Origin of the sequence: Candidatus Symbiopectobacterium sp. NZEC127, assembly GCF_025962675.1 — a bacterium.
GTDB lineage: Bacteria > Pseudomonadota > Gammaproteobacteria > Enterobacterales > Enterobacteriaceae > Symbiopectobacterium.
The window spans coordinates 78,818-93,309 of the sequence record NZ_JAGFPG010000007.1; the positions used below are offsets into that span (position 1 = coordinate 78,818).

At 55.7% G+C, this 14,492-nt stretch carries 14 protein-coding genes; 9 read left to right on the forward strand and 5 right to left on the reverse strand.

The features are described from left to right. Positions 1-116: 116 nt before the first annotated feature. Positions 117-623 (reverse strand): thioesterase family protein, encoded by a 507-nt coding sequence (locus J5069_RS20390; protein WP_319801691.1) that lies wholly within the window; start codon positions 621-623, stop codon positions 117-119. Positions 624-829: 206 nt separating this feature from the next. Between J5069_RS20390 and pldA the strand changes: the two genes are divergently transcribed. The 3 genes from pldA (at position 830) to rhtC (ending at position 4,316) form a co-directional block, all read left to right on the forward strand. After that, positions 830-1,696 carry a phospholipase A gene (gene pldA, locus J5069_RS20395; RefSeq protein WP_264645578.1) on the forward strand — a complete coding sequence of 289 codons (867 nt, stop codon included), beginning with the start codon at positions 830-832 and terminating at the stop codon, positions 1,694-1,696. A gap of 128 nt (positions 1,697-1,824) precedes the next feature. Next, positions 1,825-3,657 carry an ATP-dependent DNA helicase RecQ gene (gene recQ / locus J5069_RS20400; protein WP_264645579.1) on the forward strand — a complete coding sequence of 611 codons (1,833 nt, stop codon included), beginning with the start codon at positions 1,825-1,827 and terminating at the stop codon, positions 3,655-3,657. 41 nt (positions 3,658-3,698) lie between these two features. Beyond that, the gene (gene rhtC / locus J5069_RS20405; protein WP_264645727.1) at positions 3,699-4,316 is read left to right on the forward strand and encodes a threonine export protein RhtC; all 618 of its coding nucleotides are present in this window, start codon (positions 3,699-3,701) and stop codon (positions 4,314-4,316) included. A gap of 59 nt (positions 4,317-4,375) precedes the next feature. On the opposite strand, the gene rhtB is transcribed toward rhtC, so the two are convergent. Next, on the reverse strand, positions 4,376-4,996 hold the full coding sequence (gene rhtB, locus J5069_RS20410; protein ID WP_222158854.1) for a homoserine/homoserine lactone efflux protein: 621 nt from the start codon (positions 4,994-4,996) through the stop codon (positions 4,376-4,378). 215 nt (positions 4,997-5,211) lie between these two features. On the opposite strand from rhtB, the gene pldB reads away from it, so the two are divergent. Next, the gene (gene pldB / locus J5069_RS20415) at positions 5,212-6,222 is read left to right on the forward strand and encodes a lysophospholipase L2 (protein ID WP_264645580.1); all 1,011 of its coding nucleotides are present in this window, start codon (positions 5,212-5,214) and stop codon (positions 6,220-6,222) included. 51 nt (positions 6,223-6,273) lie between these two features. Continuing rightward, a complete protein-coding gene (gene yigL, locus J5069_RS20420) occupies positions 6,274-7,080 on the forward strand; it encodes a sugar/pyridoxal phosphate phosphatase YigL (protein WP_264645581.1) in 807 nt (268 codons plus the stop codon). Between the two features lie 48 nt (positions 7,081-7,128). Here the strand turns inward: yigL and glpT are convergent, their stop codons facing one another. Further along, a complete protein-coding gene (gene glpT / locus J5069_RS20425) occupies positions 7,129-8,478 on the reverse strand; it encodes a glycerol-3-phosphate transporter (protein ID WP_264645582.1) in 1,350 nt (449 codons plus the stop codon). 311 nt (positions 8,479-8,789) lie between these two features. Between glpT and glpA the strand changes: the two genes are divergently transcribed. The 3 genes from glpA to glpC are packed head-to-tail and all read left to right on the forward strand — an operon-like array spanning position 8,790 to position 12,902. After that, positions 8,790-10,445: an anaerobic glycerol-3-phosphate dehydrogenase subunit A gene (gene glpA / locus J5069_RS20430; RefSeq protein WP_264645583.1), complete on the forward strand. Its 1,656-nt coding sequence runs from the start codon at positions 8,790-8,792 to the stop codon at positions 10,443-10,445. Further along, positions 10,435-11,697 (forward strand): glycerol-3-phosphate dehydrogenase subunit GlpB, encoded by a 1,263-nt coding sequence (gene glpB / locus J5069_RS20435; RefSeq protein ID WP_264645584.1) that lies wholly within the window; start codon positions 10,435-10,437, stop codon positions 11,695-11,697. The genes glpA and glpB overlap by 11 nt, the downstream gene beginning before the upstream one ends. After that, on the forward strand, positions 11,694-12,902 hold the full coding sequence (gene glpC / locus J5069_RS20440; protein ID WP_264645585.1) for an anaerobic glycerol-3-phosphate dehydrogenase subunit GlpC: 1,209 nt from the start codon (positions 11,694-11,696) through the stop codon (positions 12,900-12,902). The genes glpB and glpC overlap by 4 nt, the downstream gene beginning before the upstream one ends. A gap of 195 nt (positions 12,903-13,097) precedes the next feature. Here glpC and J5069_RS20445 read toward each other — a convergent pair whose 3' ends face one another. Together J5069_RS20445 and J5069_RS20450 are read right to left on the reverse strand one after the other, a co-directional pair. After that, the gene (locus tag J5069_RS20445; RefSeq protein WP_264645586.1) at positions 13,098-13,373 is read right to left on the reverse strand and encodes a type II toxin-antitoxin system RelE/ParE family toxin; all 276 of its coding nucleotides are present in this window, start codon (positions 13,371-13,373) and stop codon (positions 13,098-13,100) included. After that, positions 13,360-13,560, reverse strand: coding sequence for a stability determinant (locus tag J5069_RS20450; protein WP_264645587.1), 201 nt, complete (start codon positions 13,558-13,560; stop codon positions 13,360-13,362). Before J5069_RS20450 ends, J5069_RS20445 begins: the two co-directional genes overlap by 14 nt. 236 nt (positions 13,561-13,796) lie before the next feature. On the opposite strand from J5069_RS20450, the gene J5069_RS20455 reads away from it, so the two are divergent. Continuing rightward, complete coding sequence (locus tag J5069_RS20455; protein ID WP_264645588.1) at positions 13,797-14,492, forward strand: pirin family protein; 696 nt, start codon at positions 13,797-13,799, stop codon at positions 14,490-14,492.

A 14,492-nucleotide genomic window follows, 5' to 3' on the forward strand; every position in this document is an offset into this window, starting at 1 on the left:
GAGTACTGTACGCGAAACCACAGTGACTTTCATCTTCTCGTCCCGTTTTGGTGCTTCGTTTGGGTAAATTCGGATTATCCGTTTTTTTATATCGTTACCGTGCGAATAGTTCGCCGTTATCCGACGATATAAGTGGCGGTAGCGGTGGCGATATGTACCTGTGATTCGTTGTGCAACTCGGCGCGTGCCACAGCGATTTTATTGCCGCCACGCAGCAGCGTGCTGGTCAGGGTAAAGTGCTCGCCGCGGCCCGGACGCAAATAGTCCACGCGCAGATCGATAGTGCCCATGCGTGCCAGCCGCTGATGAAATTCCTGAGCGCTGATGCTGGGGTGGCGTAACAGCGCGCTGCCGACACAGACCAGTCCGGCCGCCACATCCAGACCGGCGGCGATCACACCGCCGTGGAGAATTTTTTGCAGCGCATTGCCGACCAATCGCTCCTGACGATCGAACACCAGAATGGCATGGTCGGCCTCAAACTCACGCAGCTCGAGCCCCAGTTCCCGATTGAACGGCATCTGGTAGATGAAGATGTCGCTGACGCGTTGGCGAACGCTCTCCTGCGGTAACATCGCATCAGGGGGAAGCGTGTCATCCTGCTGTACAAGCGGTAGTGACATAGCGAGCGGCCCTCAAAAAAGATCGGAACAGAGAATAAGGATAGTGTAACGTTAATTTTTTGTTTATTTTGTGAGGTGTTTTTGTTTCTTTTCAGAAAAGCATGAATAACTAGGAAGTGGATGATTCAAGTACAGATTATGAAGCTAGAATAATAACGAGCAGGTATATCATTTTTCCTTACTTTCATGTTGGTCGGAGATACCGTATGCGCAAAATTGCGGGCGTAGTGGCGCTCTTGTTGGCGGCACAAGTTCAGGCAGAAGAAGCAAAGGTTCAGGTTGTACACGACAGGCCCGCAGTGCGTGGCAGCATTATTGCCAATTTGCTGCAAGACCATGATAACCCTTTTATCCTTTATCCTTACGAAAGCAACTACCTGCTTTATACCTACACCACCAACATCAACAAGCAGGCGATCAGCAGTTACGACTGGGCTAACGAGGCGCGCAAAGATGAAGTGAATTTCCAGCTTAGTCTGGCCTTTCCCATCTGGCGTGGCATCATGGGCGACAATTCGCTGTTGGGGGTCTCTTATACCCAGCAATCCTGGTGGCAGATGTCGAATGCCGATGAATCCTCTCCGTTTCGTGAAACCAACTATGAACCACAGCTATTTCTTGGCTGGGCGACCGACTACAGTCTGGGCGGATGGACATTGCGCGATGTGGAAGTGGGGCTGAATCACCAATCGAACGGCAAAGCGGATCCAACCTCGCGCAGTTGGGATCGCGCCTATATGCGCCTGATGGCGCAAAACGGCAACTGGAAGGTGGATCTCAAACCCTGGTTCCTGATCCCTGACCGCAAGGATGACAACCCGGATATCACCAAGTATCTGGGGTATTATCGGGTTCGTGTCGGCTACGTCTGGGGCGACAGCATTTTCAGCGTCGCAGGGCATTACAACTGGAACAGCGGTTACGGCAACGCCGAGTTGGGGTGGAGCTATCCGATAACCAAGCATGTACGCTTCTATACTAAGGTGTTTAGCGGCTACGGCGAGTCGATGATCGACTACAACCACAGGCAGACACGCTACGGCGTGGGGGTGATGTTGAACGATATCTTTTGAGGCGCGTTTTCAGAAAAAATAATTCTCGTGGTCAAAAGATTGCAGTTTTTATCACAGGCGCTGAAAATAGCGCCTGTTTGGTTTTATCGACCACGGGTCGATGTGGCGCAAAGGGGATCGGGGAACGCGTGTCTACGGCGGAAGTGTTAAATAAGGAAGCGTTAGCGGCTCAGGTTCTACGCGATACGTTCGGTTATCAGCAATTCCGTCCCGGTCAGGATGCGGTCATTCAGGCTGCCGTCAACGGTCAGGATTGTCTGGTGATTATGCCGACCGGGGGCGGGAAATCGCTGTGCTACCAGATCCCTGCATTGGTGCTGGATGGCCTGACGCTGGTGGTGTCTCCGCTGATCTCTTTGATGAAAGACCAGGTGGATCAGCTTCTTGCCTACGGCGTGAGTGCCGCCTGTCTGAACTCGACCCAGACCCGTGAACAGCAGTGGGACGTGATGACCCGCTGTCGCAGCGGCGAGATCAAGTTGCTGTATATTGCGCCGGAGCGTTTAACCACGGACAGCTTCTTTGACCAACTTGTCCAGTGGAATCCGGCACTAATTGCCATCGATGAAGCGCACTGTATCTCCCAGTGGGGACATGATTTCCGCCCGGAATACCGTGCCCTTGGGCAAATCAAGCAGCGTTTCCCCACGCTGCCAGTGGTTGCCTTGACGGCCACCGCCGACGACGCTACGCGCAGTGATATCGTGCGCCTGCTCGATCTGCGCGAACCGCATATTCATCTGAGCAGCTTCGACAGACCCAATATCCGCTACACGCTGGTGGAAAAATTCAAACCGCTCGATCAACTGTGGATGTTTGTGCAGGGTCAACGCGGTAAAAGCGGCATTATTTATTGCAACAGCCGGGCGAAGGTGGAAGACATCAGCGCCCGTTTGCAAAACCGTGGTCTCAGCGTGGCGGCCTATCATGCCGGGCTGGACAACGAACGGCGCGCTCAGGTGCAGGAAGCCTTCCTGCGTGACGATTTGCAAGTGGTGGTGGCTACCGTCGCTTTCGGGATGGGTATCAACAAACCCAACGTGCGCTTTGTGGTGCACTTTGATATTCCGCGCACTATCGAATCCTATTATCAGGAGACCGGACGCGCCGGGCGTGATGGCCTGCCTGCGGAGGCCGCGCTGTTTTACGATCCGGCGGATATGGCGTGGCTGCGCCGCTGCCTTGAGGAAAAACCGCCGGGCGCGCAGCAAGAGATTGAGCGACACAAGTTGAACGCGATGGGTGCGTTCGCTGAGGCGCAAACCTGCCGCCGTCTGGTGCTGCTCAACTATTTTGGCGAAGGGCGGCATGCCCCCTGCGGCAACTGTGACATTTGCCTCGATCCACCTAAGCGTTATGATGGGCTGGTGGATGCGCAAAAGGCGCTCTCCTGCGTGTATCGCGTGGGGCAACGCTTTGGCCTGGGCTATGTGGTAGAGGTGCTGCGCGGGGCTAATAACCAGCGTATTCGCGAATGGGGACACGACAAGCTGCCGGTGTATGGCATTGGTCGTGAGCAATCCCATGAGCATTGGGTCAGCGTGCTGCGCCAACTGATTCACCTGGGGTTCCTCACGCAAAATATTGCATTGCACTCGGCGGTGCAGCTTACCGAATCGGCTCGTCCAGTGTTGCGCGGTGAGATTCCTTTGCAGTTGGCGGTGCCGCGCGTGATCAACTTGAAACCCAAGGCGAACCAAAAATCGTATACCGGGCTTTACGATCGCAAATTGTTTGCCAAACTGCGCAAATTACGCAAAGCCATTGCTGATGAGGGCGATATCCCGCCTTACGTGGTATTCAGTGATGCCACGCTGCTGGAAATGGCCGATCGCTTGCCGGTGACCGCAAGCGAATTGCTGACGATTAACGGCGTCGGGCAGCGTAAACTGGAGCGATTCGGTACGCCATTTATGTCGCTGATCCGTGAGCATCTGGACGATGATGACGACGTGCGCTGATCGGGTTTGAATTTCGTGACGCTGTAGTAACAAAGGAAAATATTATGATGTTGTTTTTGACCGTGGCGATGGTGCATTTCGTGGCGTTGATGAGCCCGGGACCGGATTTCTTTTTTGTTTCCCAGACGGCGGCAAGCCGCTCGCGCAAAGAAGCCATGATGGGCGTGCTGGGGATCTCTCTCGGCGTGATGGTGTGGGCTGCGATTGCGTTGATGGGTTTGCACCTGTTACTGCAAAAAATGGCATGGTTGCACGATGTCATCACCATTGGCGGCGGATTGTATCTGTGCTGGATGGGGTGGAACATGTTGCGCGCGGCGCGCCGCAAAGGGGAACAGCAAACGGTTGAAACCGTAGAACTGCCTTCAAAGGGGAAAACCTTTATGCGCGGTCTGCTGACCAATCTCGCCAATCCGAAAGCGCTGATCTATTTCGGCAGCGTGTTCTCTCTGTTTGTGGGCGACAGCGTTGGCACCGGTGCGCGCTGGGGGCTGTTTGCGTTGATCTCACTGGAAACGCTGCTGTGGTTTAGCCTGGTAGCTCTGGTGTTCGCTCTGCCTGCGATGCGTCGCGGCTATCAGCGTTTGGCAAAATGGATCGATGGTCTGGCTGGCGTGCTGTTTACCGGCTTTGGGCTACATCTGATTATTTCGCGCTAAGCGAGTGGCGTAGCCCTCTCGCTGTTTTATCCTCGCCGCCGTTGGCGGCGAGTCACTGATTACACTTTACGCGCCGTTGCCAGTAGCGCGCCAACCAGCATAAACAACGAGCCAAACAGCCGGTTAAGCAGGCGAATTTGGCGCGGTCCTTTCAGCCATACCGCAATGCGAGTGGCGAGCGTGGCGTAGCCTATCATCACCACAATATCGACCGCCACGGTGGTCACCCCCAAAATCAGATACTGAGCGACTTGCGGCTGGTGTGGCACGATAAACTGCGGGAACAGCGCTGCCAGAAAAACGATGCTTTTCGGGTTGGTGAGGTTGACCAGAACGGCGCGACGAAACAGCTGGCGGCGTGGCAGGGTGCCCGCCAGCGCATGCAGATCGAGTGAACCTGCCGCGCGCCACTGCTGGATGCCGAGCCAGATCAGATAAGCAGCACCAAGCCACTTCAGAATGTCAAAAGCCAGCAGCGATTGCGACAGCAGCGCGCCGAGACCGATACCCACTAATACGATATGGATAGCCAGCCCGACTTGCAGCCCGGCGATAGACGCCGCCGCCCCGCGATAGCCGTGGCTGATGGCGGTGCTCATGGTGTTGATAGCCCCCGACCCCGGAGAAAGGCTGAGAATAAGCGTTGTGAGTAGATAGGTTAACCACCAGTCGAGGGTCATAGCTGCTTCCTGATTGCAGGTTGTTGCGTTGGCATTGTTTGCGATCGCATGCAACGGATGCGGTATTGTTTGCCGATGCGTTACGTGGTTAAACATTGCGGTCGAATGTGCCACAATACGCCATTGCTGATTGTTGTGCCAGCGATCACAAAACTCTCTTGTGGACCCTGCGTTGCAGGTGTTTAGCGCGGTGCCGTGCATCAAGGAGAAACGCGATGTCACCCGAAATTTCCGGCCTTTTATTCAGAGAAAACCAGTTTTCTGCCTTTGTCACCGGCACGCTGTTGGATTTCTGGCGTCAGCGTGAGGAGGGTGAATTTCCCGGCGTTGACAATGTGCCGATCCGTTTTGTGCGCTTTACCTCTGCACAGCACTCGCGTTTGGTGGTGGTGTTCCCCGGTCGCATTGAAAGCTATGTAAAGTATGGTGAAGTCGCCTACGATTTGTTCCAGGCAGGCTATGATGTGCTGATCATGGATCATCGCGGTCAGGGGCGCTCCGGGCGGATGCTGGAAGACGGCAATCGTGGCCATGTGGTACGCTTTGGCGACTATGTAGACGACGTCGAGCAATTCTGGTTGCACCAGGTGGATGCGGTGAAAACCGCCGATCCCTTGCGCTATCAGCGCTGCTTTGCACTCGCCCACTCAATGGGCGGCGCGATCCTGGGGCATTTTTTGGCCCGTCGGCCGGACGCATTCGATGCCGTGGCGCTGTGTGCACCCATGTGTGGCATTAAATTGCCGATGCCGGGCTGGCTGGCCTCACGCATTGTTGCCTGGGCAGAACTGCATCCGCGCATTCGCGATTATTACGCTATCGGCACCGGGCAATGGCGTCCGCTGCCCTATTTGATCAACGTGTTAACGCACAGCCGTGAGCGTTACCGTCGCAGCGTGCGTGCCTATGCCGACGAACCCGGCCTGCGCGTTGGCGGTCCGACCTATCATTGGATGCGGGAATCGATGGCTGCCGGGCGCGAGCTGATTGCATTGGCGGCGCACATTACCACGCCCTTGCTGTTGCTTCAGGCGCAGGAAGATATCGTGGTGGATAATCACAGTCAGGATGCCTTTTGTCAGGCGTTGGCTGAGGCCGGACACCCCTGCGCTGGCGGTGTTCCGGTGGTGATTGCGGGTGCCCGCCATGAACTGTTATTTGAAGAAGATGGGATTCGGGCACAGGTGTTTACCCATATTCTCAATCATTTTGCACAATATCCGTAAATGTTGCGGCCGACGCCGCGCCATGTCCCTTAGAGGTGAGAGTTCACTGTTATGTATCACGTCGTTGCTTCCGATTTAGATGGCACGCTGCTGTCGCCAGACCACACGCTGTCTCCGTTCGCCAAAGAAACCCTGAAACTGCTGACTGCACAGGGCATCCACTTTGTGTTTGCTACCGGGCGGCATCATCTGGATGTGGCGCAGATTCGTGACGGGCTGGGCATCAGTGCCTTTATGATTACCTCTAACGGCGCGCGCGTGCACAACACGCAGGGCGAGCTGATCTTCAGCCACAATCTGGATCAGGATATTGCGCACGATCTCTACGGCATGGTGTACCGCAACCCGGAGATGCTGACGCACGTCTACCGCGATGATGAATGGTTTATGAGTCGCTCCCGTCCGGAAGAGGAACGCTTTTTTCAGGAGTCGGTGTTCAAATACAAGCTGTTTGAACCGGGTCTGCTCGGCACTGACGGCGTAAGCAAAGTGTTCTTTACCTGTGACAGCCATGAGAAGCTGCTGCCGTTGGAAGAGGCGATCAATGCGCGCTGGGGCGATCGGGTTAACGTGAGCTTTTCCACGCTGAGCTGTCTGGAAGTGATGGCCGGCGGCGTATCCAAAGGTCATGCGTTGGAACACGTAGCGAAACTGATGGGGCATACCCTGACATCGTGCATTGCGTTTGGCGATGGGATGAATGATTTTGAAATGCTGTCGATGGCCGGTAAAGGGTGCATTATGCGCAACGCGCATCAGCGTCTGAAAGATTTACTGCCGCAGTTGGAGGTCATTGGCAGCAACGCAGACGATGCGGTGGCGCACGAGTTGCGCCGTTTGTTTCTCTCTGCGGTGTAACGGTGTTGCTGGCGGCCAAGGCCGCCAGCAGACAGAAGGCGCTCGCGATTAGGCGCGTTTCTCCATTTCTGCCTTATGTTTCTTCTCATTGATCATGGTGATAAACAGCAGTACCACCGCCATGACGCTGCCGCCGATCATCACCATAAAGCCGCCGTCCCAACCGAAGAAGTCAACGGTATAACCGACGATGGCGCTGGCCGCAACGGAGCCGCCGAGGTAACCGAACAGGCCGGTAAAGCCCGCTGCCGTACCCGCCGCTTTTTTCGGTGCCAGTTCCAGCGCGTGCAGGCCGATCAGCATAACAGGGCCGTAGATCAGGAAGCCGATAACAATCATGCAGGCCATATCGACGCCTGGATTGCCCGCCGGGTTCAGCCAGTAAACCACGGTCGCGATAGTGACCAGCGTCATAAAGAATACCCCGGTGGCACCACGGTTGCCTTTGAACACCTTGTCAGACATCCAACCGCACAGCAGCGTGCCGGGGATCCCCGCATATTCGTACAAGAAGTACGCCCAGGAGGACTTGTCCAGCGCGAAGTGCTTCACTTCTCTCAGGTAGGTCGGCGACCAGTCGAGAATACCGTAACGCAGCAGGTAGACGAACACGTTGGCAATCGCGATATACCACAGCAGCTTGTTCGGGAACACATACTGCATGAAGATCTCTTTTGCCGTCAGTTCCTTCTCTGAGGTTTCGGTGTAATCCACCGGGTAGTCATTTTTATACTCTTCAATCGGGGGCAGGCCGCAGGATTGCGGGGTGTCGCGCATCATCACGAAGGCAAACACCGCAATCAGGATCGCACCAAACGCCGGCATGTAGAGTGCCGCTCTCCAGTCATGGAACCAGGCCATCCCCAGCAGGAACAGCAGCGGCGGGATCCCGCCACCCACGTTGTGGGCACAGTTCCAGACCGAAACAATACCGCCGCGCTCTTTCTGCGACCACCAGTGCACCATGGTACGTCCGCACGGCGGCCACCCCATGCCCTGGAACCAGCCGCACAGGAACAGCAGTACAAACATGACGGCGATGCTCGACGTTGCCCAAGGCACAAAGCCCATAAACAGCATCACTGCCGCCGCCAGAATCAACCCTGCGGGCAAGAATACGCGCGGGTTGGAACGGTCGGAGATGGAGCCCATGATAAATTTGGAAAAACCATAGGCGATAGAAATCCCTGATAACGCAAAGCCAAGGTCGCCGCGAGAGAACCCCTGTTCAATCAGGTACGGCATGGCTAATGCGAAGTTTTTTCTGACCAGATAGTAAGCGGCATAACCGAAAAAGATCCCAAAAAAAATCTGCCAGCGCAGACGACGGTATAACGGATCGACCCGATCGTCGCTCACTCTGGGCTGGTGCTGGGCGGGCTTAAAAATACTCAGCATAACGTTCTCCAATACGCTTAAAAGCGATAATTATTTTGTGCTAAATCGCGCGTATGGTAGCGAAATGGCGCAGGGTTTCAATGTGAGCCACCGCTAAAATGTTACATTTTTATGACGGTCGTGCAATTATTGTGCTTTGCTTAACAAAATGCTCCCCTATAGACCTCATATTGGTGTGACTTTTATCGCGAAACGATTACATATCCGGTTCGTTATTTTCGTTTTTTGCTCGAATTTGCTCTTTATCAATCATTTTTTTCCTTTTCTGTGTCTGAATACCCTTAATGAAGATCCGGAAAGGTGACACCATCATGGAAAACAGCACGGCCTACCGCGAAACCGACGTTATCGTGATTGGCGGCGGCGCGACGGGCGCGGGAACCTTGCGCGACCTGGCACTCAGGGGACTGCGTTGCCTGTTGCTGGAGCGCTTTGACATTGCGACAGGCGCAACCGGTCGTAACCACGGGTTGTTGCACAGCGGTTCGCGCTATGCGGTAACCGACAGTGAATCCGCGCGCGAATGCATTGAAGAAAACCAGATTTTACGCCGTATCGCCCGCCACTGCGTGGAGCCAACCGACGGCCTGTTCCTGACGCTGCCCGAAGACGATCTGGCCTATCAATCCCAGTTTATCGCGGCCTGTCAGCAGGCGGGTATCAATGCGCAGGCGATTGATCCGCAAGAAGCGCTGCGCCTTGAACCTGCTGCCAACCCGCAGCTTATTGGCGCGGTACGCGTGCCGGACGGCACCGTTGATCCATTTCGCCTTACCACCGCCAATATGGTCGATGCCTGCGAACACGGGGCGGAAGTATTGACCTATCACGAAGTGCTGGGACTGATACGTCAGGGCGATCGTGTTACCGGTGTGCGCGTTTTCGACCATAAACAACAACGCACTCTCGATCTCTATGCGCAAGTGGTGATCAACGCCGCTGGCATCTGGGGACAGCGCATTGCCGAATATGCGGATCTGCGCGTGCGCATGTTCCCTGCCAAAGGCGCACTGCTGATTTTGGGCCACCGTATCAACAATATGGTGATTAACCGCTGCCGTAAGCCTGCCGATGCCGACATTTTGGTGCCGGGTGACACCATTTCACTGATCGGCACCACCTCAACCCGCGTGGACTATGACCAGATAGACAACATGTCCGTCACGCCGCAAGAAGTAGAGATCCTGATGCGTGAAGGGGCGAAACTGGCTCCGGCGATGGCGCAGACGCGTATTTTGCGCGCCTATGCGGGCGTGCGCCCGCTTGTCGCCAGCGATGACGATCCGAGCGGGCGCAGCGTGAGTCGCGGTATCGTGCTGCTTGACCATGCCAGCCGCGACGGGCTGGAAGGATTTGTCACCATTACCGGCGGCAAGTTGATGACGTACCGCCTGATGGCGGAGTGGGTCACCGACAAGGTGTGTGAAAAGCTGGGGCACAGCGCACGCTGCACCACGGCGGAACGGCCACTGCCCGGCTCCGCCAACGCGTCTACTGAGCAACCGGCTGCCGCAACCTCAGGTACGCGCGCGTTTTCTGCGCCGCTGCGCGGCTCCGCGATTTACCGCCATGGCGACCGTGCCGCGCGCGTGTTGTCCGGCGAGTATGCCGACAGCAGTCTGGTGTGTGAATGCGAAGCGGTGACCGCGGGTGAAGTTCGCTATGCGGTGGAAGCGCTCAAGGTCAACAACCTGATCGATCTGCGGCGGCGTACCCGCATCGGGATGGGGACCTGTCAGGGCGAGCTCTGCGCGTGCCGTGCCGCCGGATTGCTGTGCAAGCTGGGGCAATCGACACCGCCGCAGGCGTTGGCGCAGTTGAGTCAGTTTTTAAACGAGCGCTGGAAAGGCGTTCGCCCCATTGCATGGGGTAACGCACTGCGTGAAAGCGAATTCACCAGTTGGGTATATCAGGGCTTGTGTGGGCTGAGTATTGAGGATCAGCAGGAGGAACAACATGCGGTATGACGTCGTCATTATCGGTGGCGGGTTAGCCGGGCTCACCTGCGGTATTCGTTTGGCGGAGCAAGGAAAACATTGCGCCATTGTCAGTTCAGGGCAAAGCGCCCTGCATTTTTCTTCGGGATCGCTGGATCTGTTGTCCTTTCTGCCGGATGGCGAGCCGGTTCATCATCCGCTTGAGGCGCTGTCAGCGCTGGCAAGTCAGGCTCCCGAGCATCCCTATTCCCTGATGGGTGAAACCGCCGTACGCCGTTGGGTGCCAGAAGCAGAAGCCTTGCTGGCGCGCTGTGGCGCGACCATGACGGGCAGCCATCAGCAGAACCATCTGCGCTTGACGCCGCTCGGCAAATATCGCCCGTGCTGGCTGAGTCCACCGGAAATTGTCACGCGTGAGCAGGGCAAACCGCTGGCGTGGCGCGCCCCGCTGATTGTGGGCATAGACGGCTTTCTGGATTTCCAGGCCTCTATTGTGGCAGATGCGCTGCAAGCGCAGGGCATTGCGGCAAAGAGTGCCGATTTACGCCTGCCCGCGTTGGATCGTCTGCGCGGTAACCCCAGCGAATTCCGTGCGGTAAATATCGCTCGCGTGCTGGATTTGCCGGAAAACGCCAGCGCATTGCTGGCGGAGTTGACGCGGCTGAGCACACAACACGATGCCGTCATTTTGCCTGCTTGCCTGGGATTGGATACGCCGGATGCCGTGGCGATGCTGCAAAATGCCTTGGGCAAACCCGTAGGTCTGCTGCCAACGCTCCCGCCGTCGTTACCGGGCGTGCGCTTGCATCAGGCGATGGTACGCCGTTTCCGCCAATTGGGCGGTATGGTGATGCCGGGCGATAAAGTCGAGCGTGCCGTTCTGGGAGCAACAGAAAAGGCGCTCTATACCCGTAATCACGTCGATATTCCGCTGCGGGCTCAGCAGGTGGTGCTTGCCAGCGGCAGCTTCTTTAACAACGGGCTGGTGGCAGAGTTTGATCGGGTTGTGGAGCCGGTATTTGGTCTTGATGTGCACTATGCCGCAGATCGTAGCGACTGGAGTCGGGAGCAGGTGCTGGCACCTCAGCCGTATCGCCTGTTCGGTGTGAAAACCGACGAGACGCTGCGCCCGCGTATCAACGGCGTGACGGTGCCCGGCGTCTATGCGATTGGCGCGGTATTGGCCGGGTTTGACCCTCTGGCGCAGGGCTGTGGCGCGGGGGTATCTTTATTAAGCGCGTTGTCGGTTGCCGATACGCTGCTGCAAGGGGAGGTCGCATGAGCCTGCTCAATGACACCAGCTTTGATAACTGTATCAAGTGTACGGTGTGCACCACGTACTGCCCGGTTTCCCGGGTGAATCCCCTTTATCCGGGGCCGAAGCAGGCTGGGCCGGACGGCGAACGTCTGCGTCTGAAAGATCCGGCGCTGTATGACGAGGCGCTGAAATATTGCACCAACTGCAAACGCTGCGAAGTGGCCTGCCCGTCGGATGTAAAAATTGGCGATATCATTCAGCGCGCCAAAGCACGCTATAACCCGCATCGTCCTTCGCTGCGTGACACCATCCTCAGTCATACCGACCTGATGGGCACCGTATCTACGCCGTTTGCGCCATTGGTGAACGCGGCGACCGGGCTGAAACCGGTGCGCCAGTTGCTGGATAAAGCGCTGAAAATTGACCATCGACGTCAGCTGCCTAAATACTCGTTCGGCACTTTCCGCCGTTGGTATCGTCAACAAGCCGACGCGCAAAAACAGTTTAGCGAGCAAATCGCGTATTTCCACGGCTGCTACGTTAACTACAACCATCCGCAGTTGGGCAAAGACCTGATCCGCGTATTCAATGCGATGGGGATTGGCGTGCAACTGCTGGAAAAAGAGAAGTGCTGCGGCGTGCCGCTGATTGCTAACGGTTTTCATGCAAAGGCCAGAAAGCAGGCGCAGCAAAACGTGGGCTATCTGGAAGGCGCGGTGCAGGGTAAAAATCTCACCGTGGTGGCGACGTCATCAAGCTGTACGGCGACGCTGCGTGACGAATACCCGCATTTACTGGGGGTTGATAACCATGCAGTGCGCGATAGCATCACGCTGGTGACGCGTGAGCTGTATCGCCTGTTAGAACAAGGCAAAACGCTGCCGCTTAATCCGCTGCCGCTGCGCGTGGCGTATCACACGCCGTGCCATATGGAGAAAATGGGCTGGACCTCCTACACGCTGGATTTACTGCGCCGTATTCCTGGATTGGAGCTGGTGGTGCTGGAGTCCCAGTGCTGCGGTATCGCCGGAACCTACGGATTTAAAAAGGAAAACTACACCACTTCGCAGGGAATTGGCGCGCCGCTGTTCCGCCAGATAGAGGAGAGTGGGGTGGATATGGTGGTCACTGACTGCGAAACCTGCAAATGGCAGGTTGAGATGTCGACCAGTAAACCTTGTGAGCACCCGATCACGTTATTAGCACGCGCGTTGGCGGCGGAAAAATAATCCTTTACAGACGCGAATGATAATGATTATTATTGGCATGCGTTCCAGAGAGACTCGCGCATCGCTTTTCATGCGCTGACCGTCTCGCTGTGAAGGCACGACATTGCTCACATTGCTTCCAGTGTTTATTTAGCCAGCTCGGGTGCTGGCTTTTTTTTTGCCATGTCAGAATCATGATTGCCCAAAAAACTATTTTTAAGGATATTCTTGTCTGGCATGAAGCACTCGCAGAATTTCTATCTGCAACTCGTCAATAGTGTAAACAACAAGGTAATTGGGATGAACGACGATTTCCCGTGTACCAGGAACTCTGCCGGAGCGATAGAGGTAGGGATGTTGAGAGAGGTTTTCAGTGACATGCACAATTTGCTGATGTAACTTGCTGCTGGCAACGGTGTTGTATTGTTCAATGTAATCAATAATTTCTGCTAGATCGTAGAGTGCTGACGTTTTCCATTTAACCCATTGCACGCTTTTCCCTCAATGCGCGTTTTTCTTCCAGCAACTTATCTAACGTTGCCATGGCTTCATCATGTGGAATCCCGGGACGCGGGTCGTCTAGTGCTGCCTGCACTTTTGTACGAAACCAACTGTCGTAGCTGTCTGCCTGTTCCTGTGTTTCAAACTCGGACACAATAGGGGATAATTTGGTTACCATAGCGATAGGCTCCTTACCCTGCTGATGTTTTAACCAGTATAGCCTGTTCCATAATCCAGACCAAGCCGAGATAGGGCCGAATAGCAAGTCTGCGCGTCGCCTCGCCTATTCTTAATCGGTTGGTGTGCTCCCCCCACCTCTTTTAAATTTTTTGAACTGAGCGATGAGTTTTTTGCGCTTTCTTATTCGCCGCCTCCCGGTAGACTTAACATAACGACAACATTTGTGGAGGCGATATGATTTATTTACGACAGGCTGAGGCGCGTGGGCATGCGAACCACGGTTGGCTGGATAGCTGGCACAGTTTCTCCTTCGCAGACTATTACGATCCCAACTTTATGGGGTTCTCTGCGTTACGCGTGATCAACGAAGACCGCATTGAAGGCGGACAAGGGTTTGGCACCCACCCGCACAAAGACATGGAAATTCTGACCTATGTGCTGTCCGGCACGGTGGAACATCAGGACAGCATGGGAAACAAGGAGCAGATTCCGGCGGGTGAGTTTCAGATCATGAGCGCAGGCACCGGGATCCGCCATTCGGAATACAACGCCAGTCAGGATGAACTGCTGCATTTGTATCAGATCTGGATCATTCCGGAAAAAGCGGGCATCACGCCGCGTTACGAACAACGACGATTCGACGCACCGCAGGGACGTCAGCTGGTGCTGTCACCGGATGCGCGTGACGGTTCGCTGAAGGTGTATCAGGACATGACGCTGTCGCGTTGGGCGCTGAAAGCGCAAGAGCAGTCGGAGTATCAGGTGCCAGCAGGCCGTCGCGTGTGGGTTCAGGTGGTACGGGGCGAGGTGGAAATCAACGGTCAGGCGGCAGGCGAGAGCGATGCGCTGGCGATATGGGACGAAGCAACCCTCTCGATTCACGCCACGCAACAGAGTGAAATCTTGCTGTTCGATCTGCCGCCGGTGTAA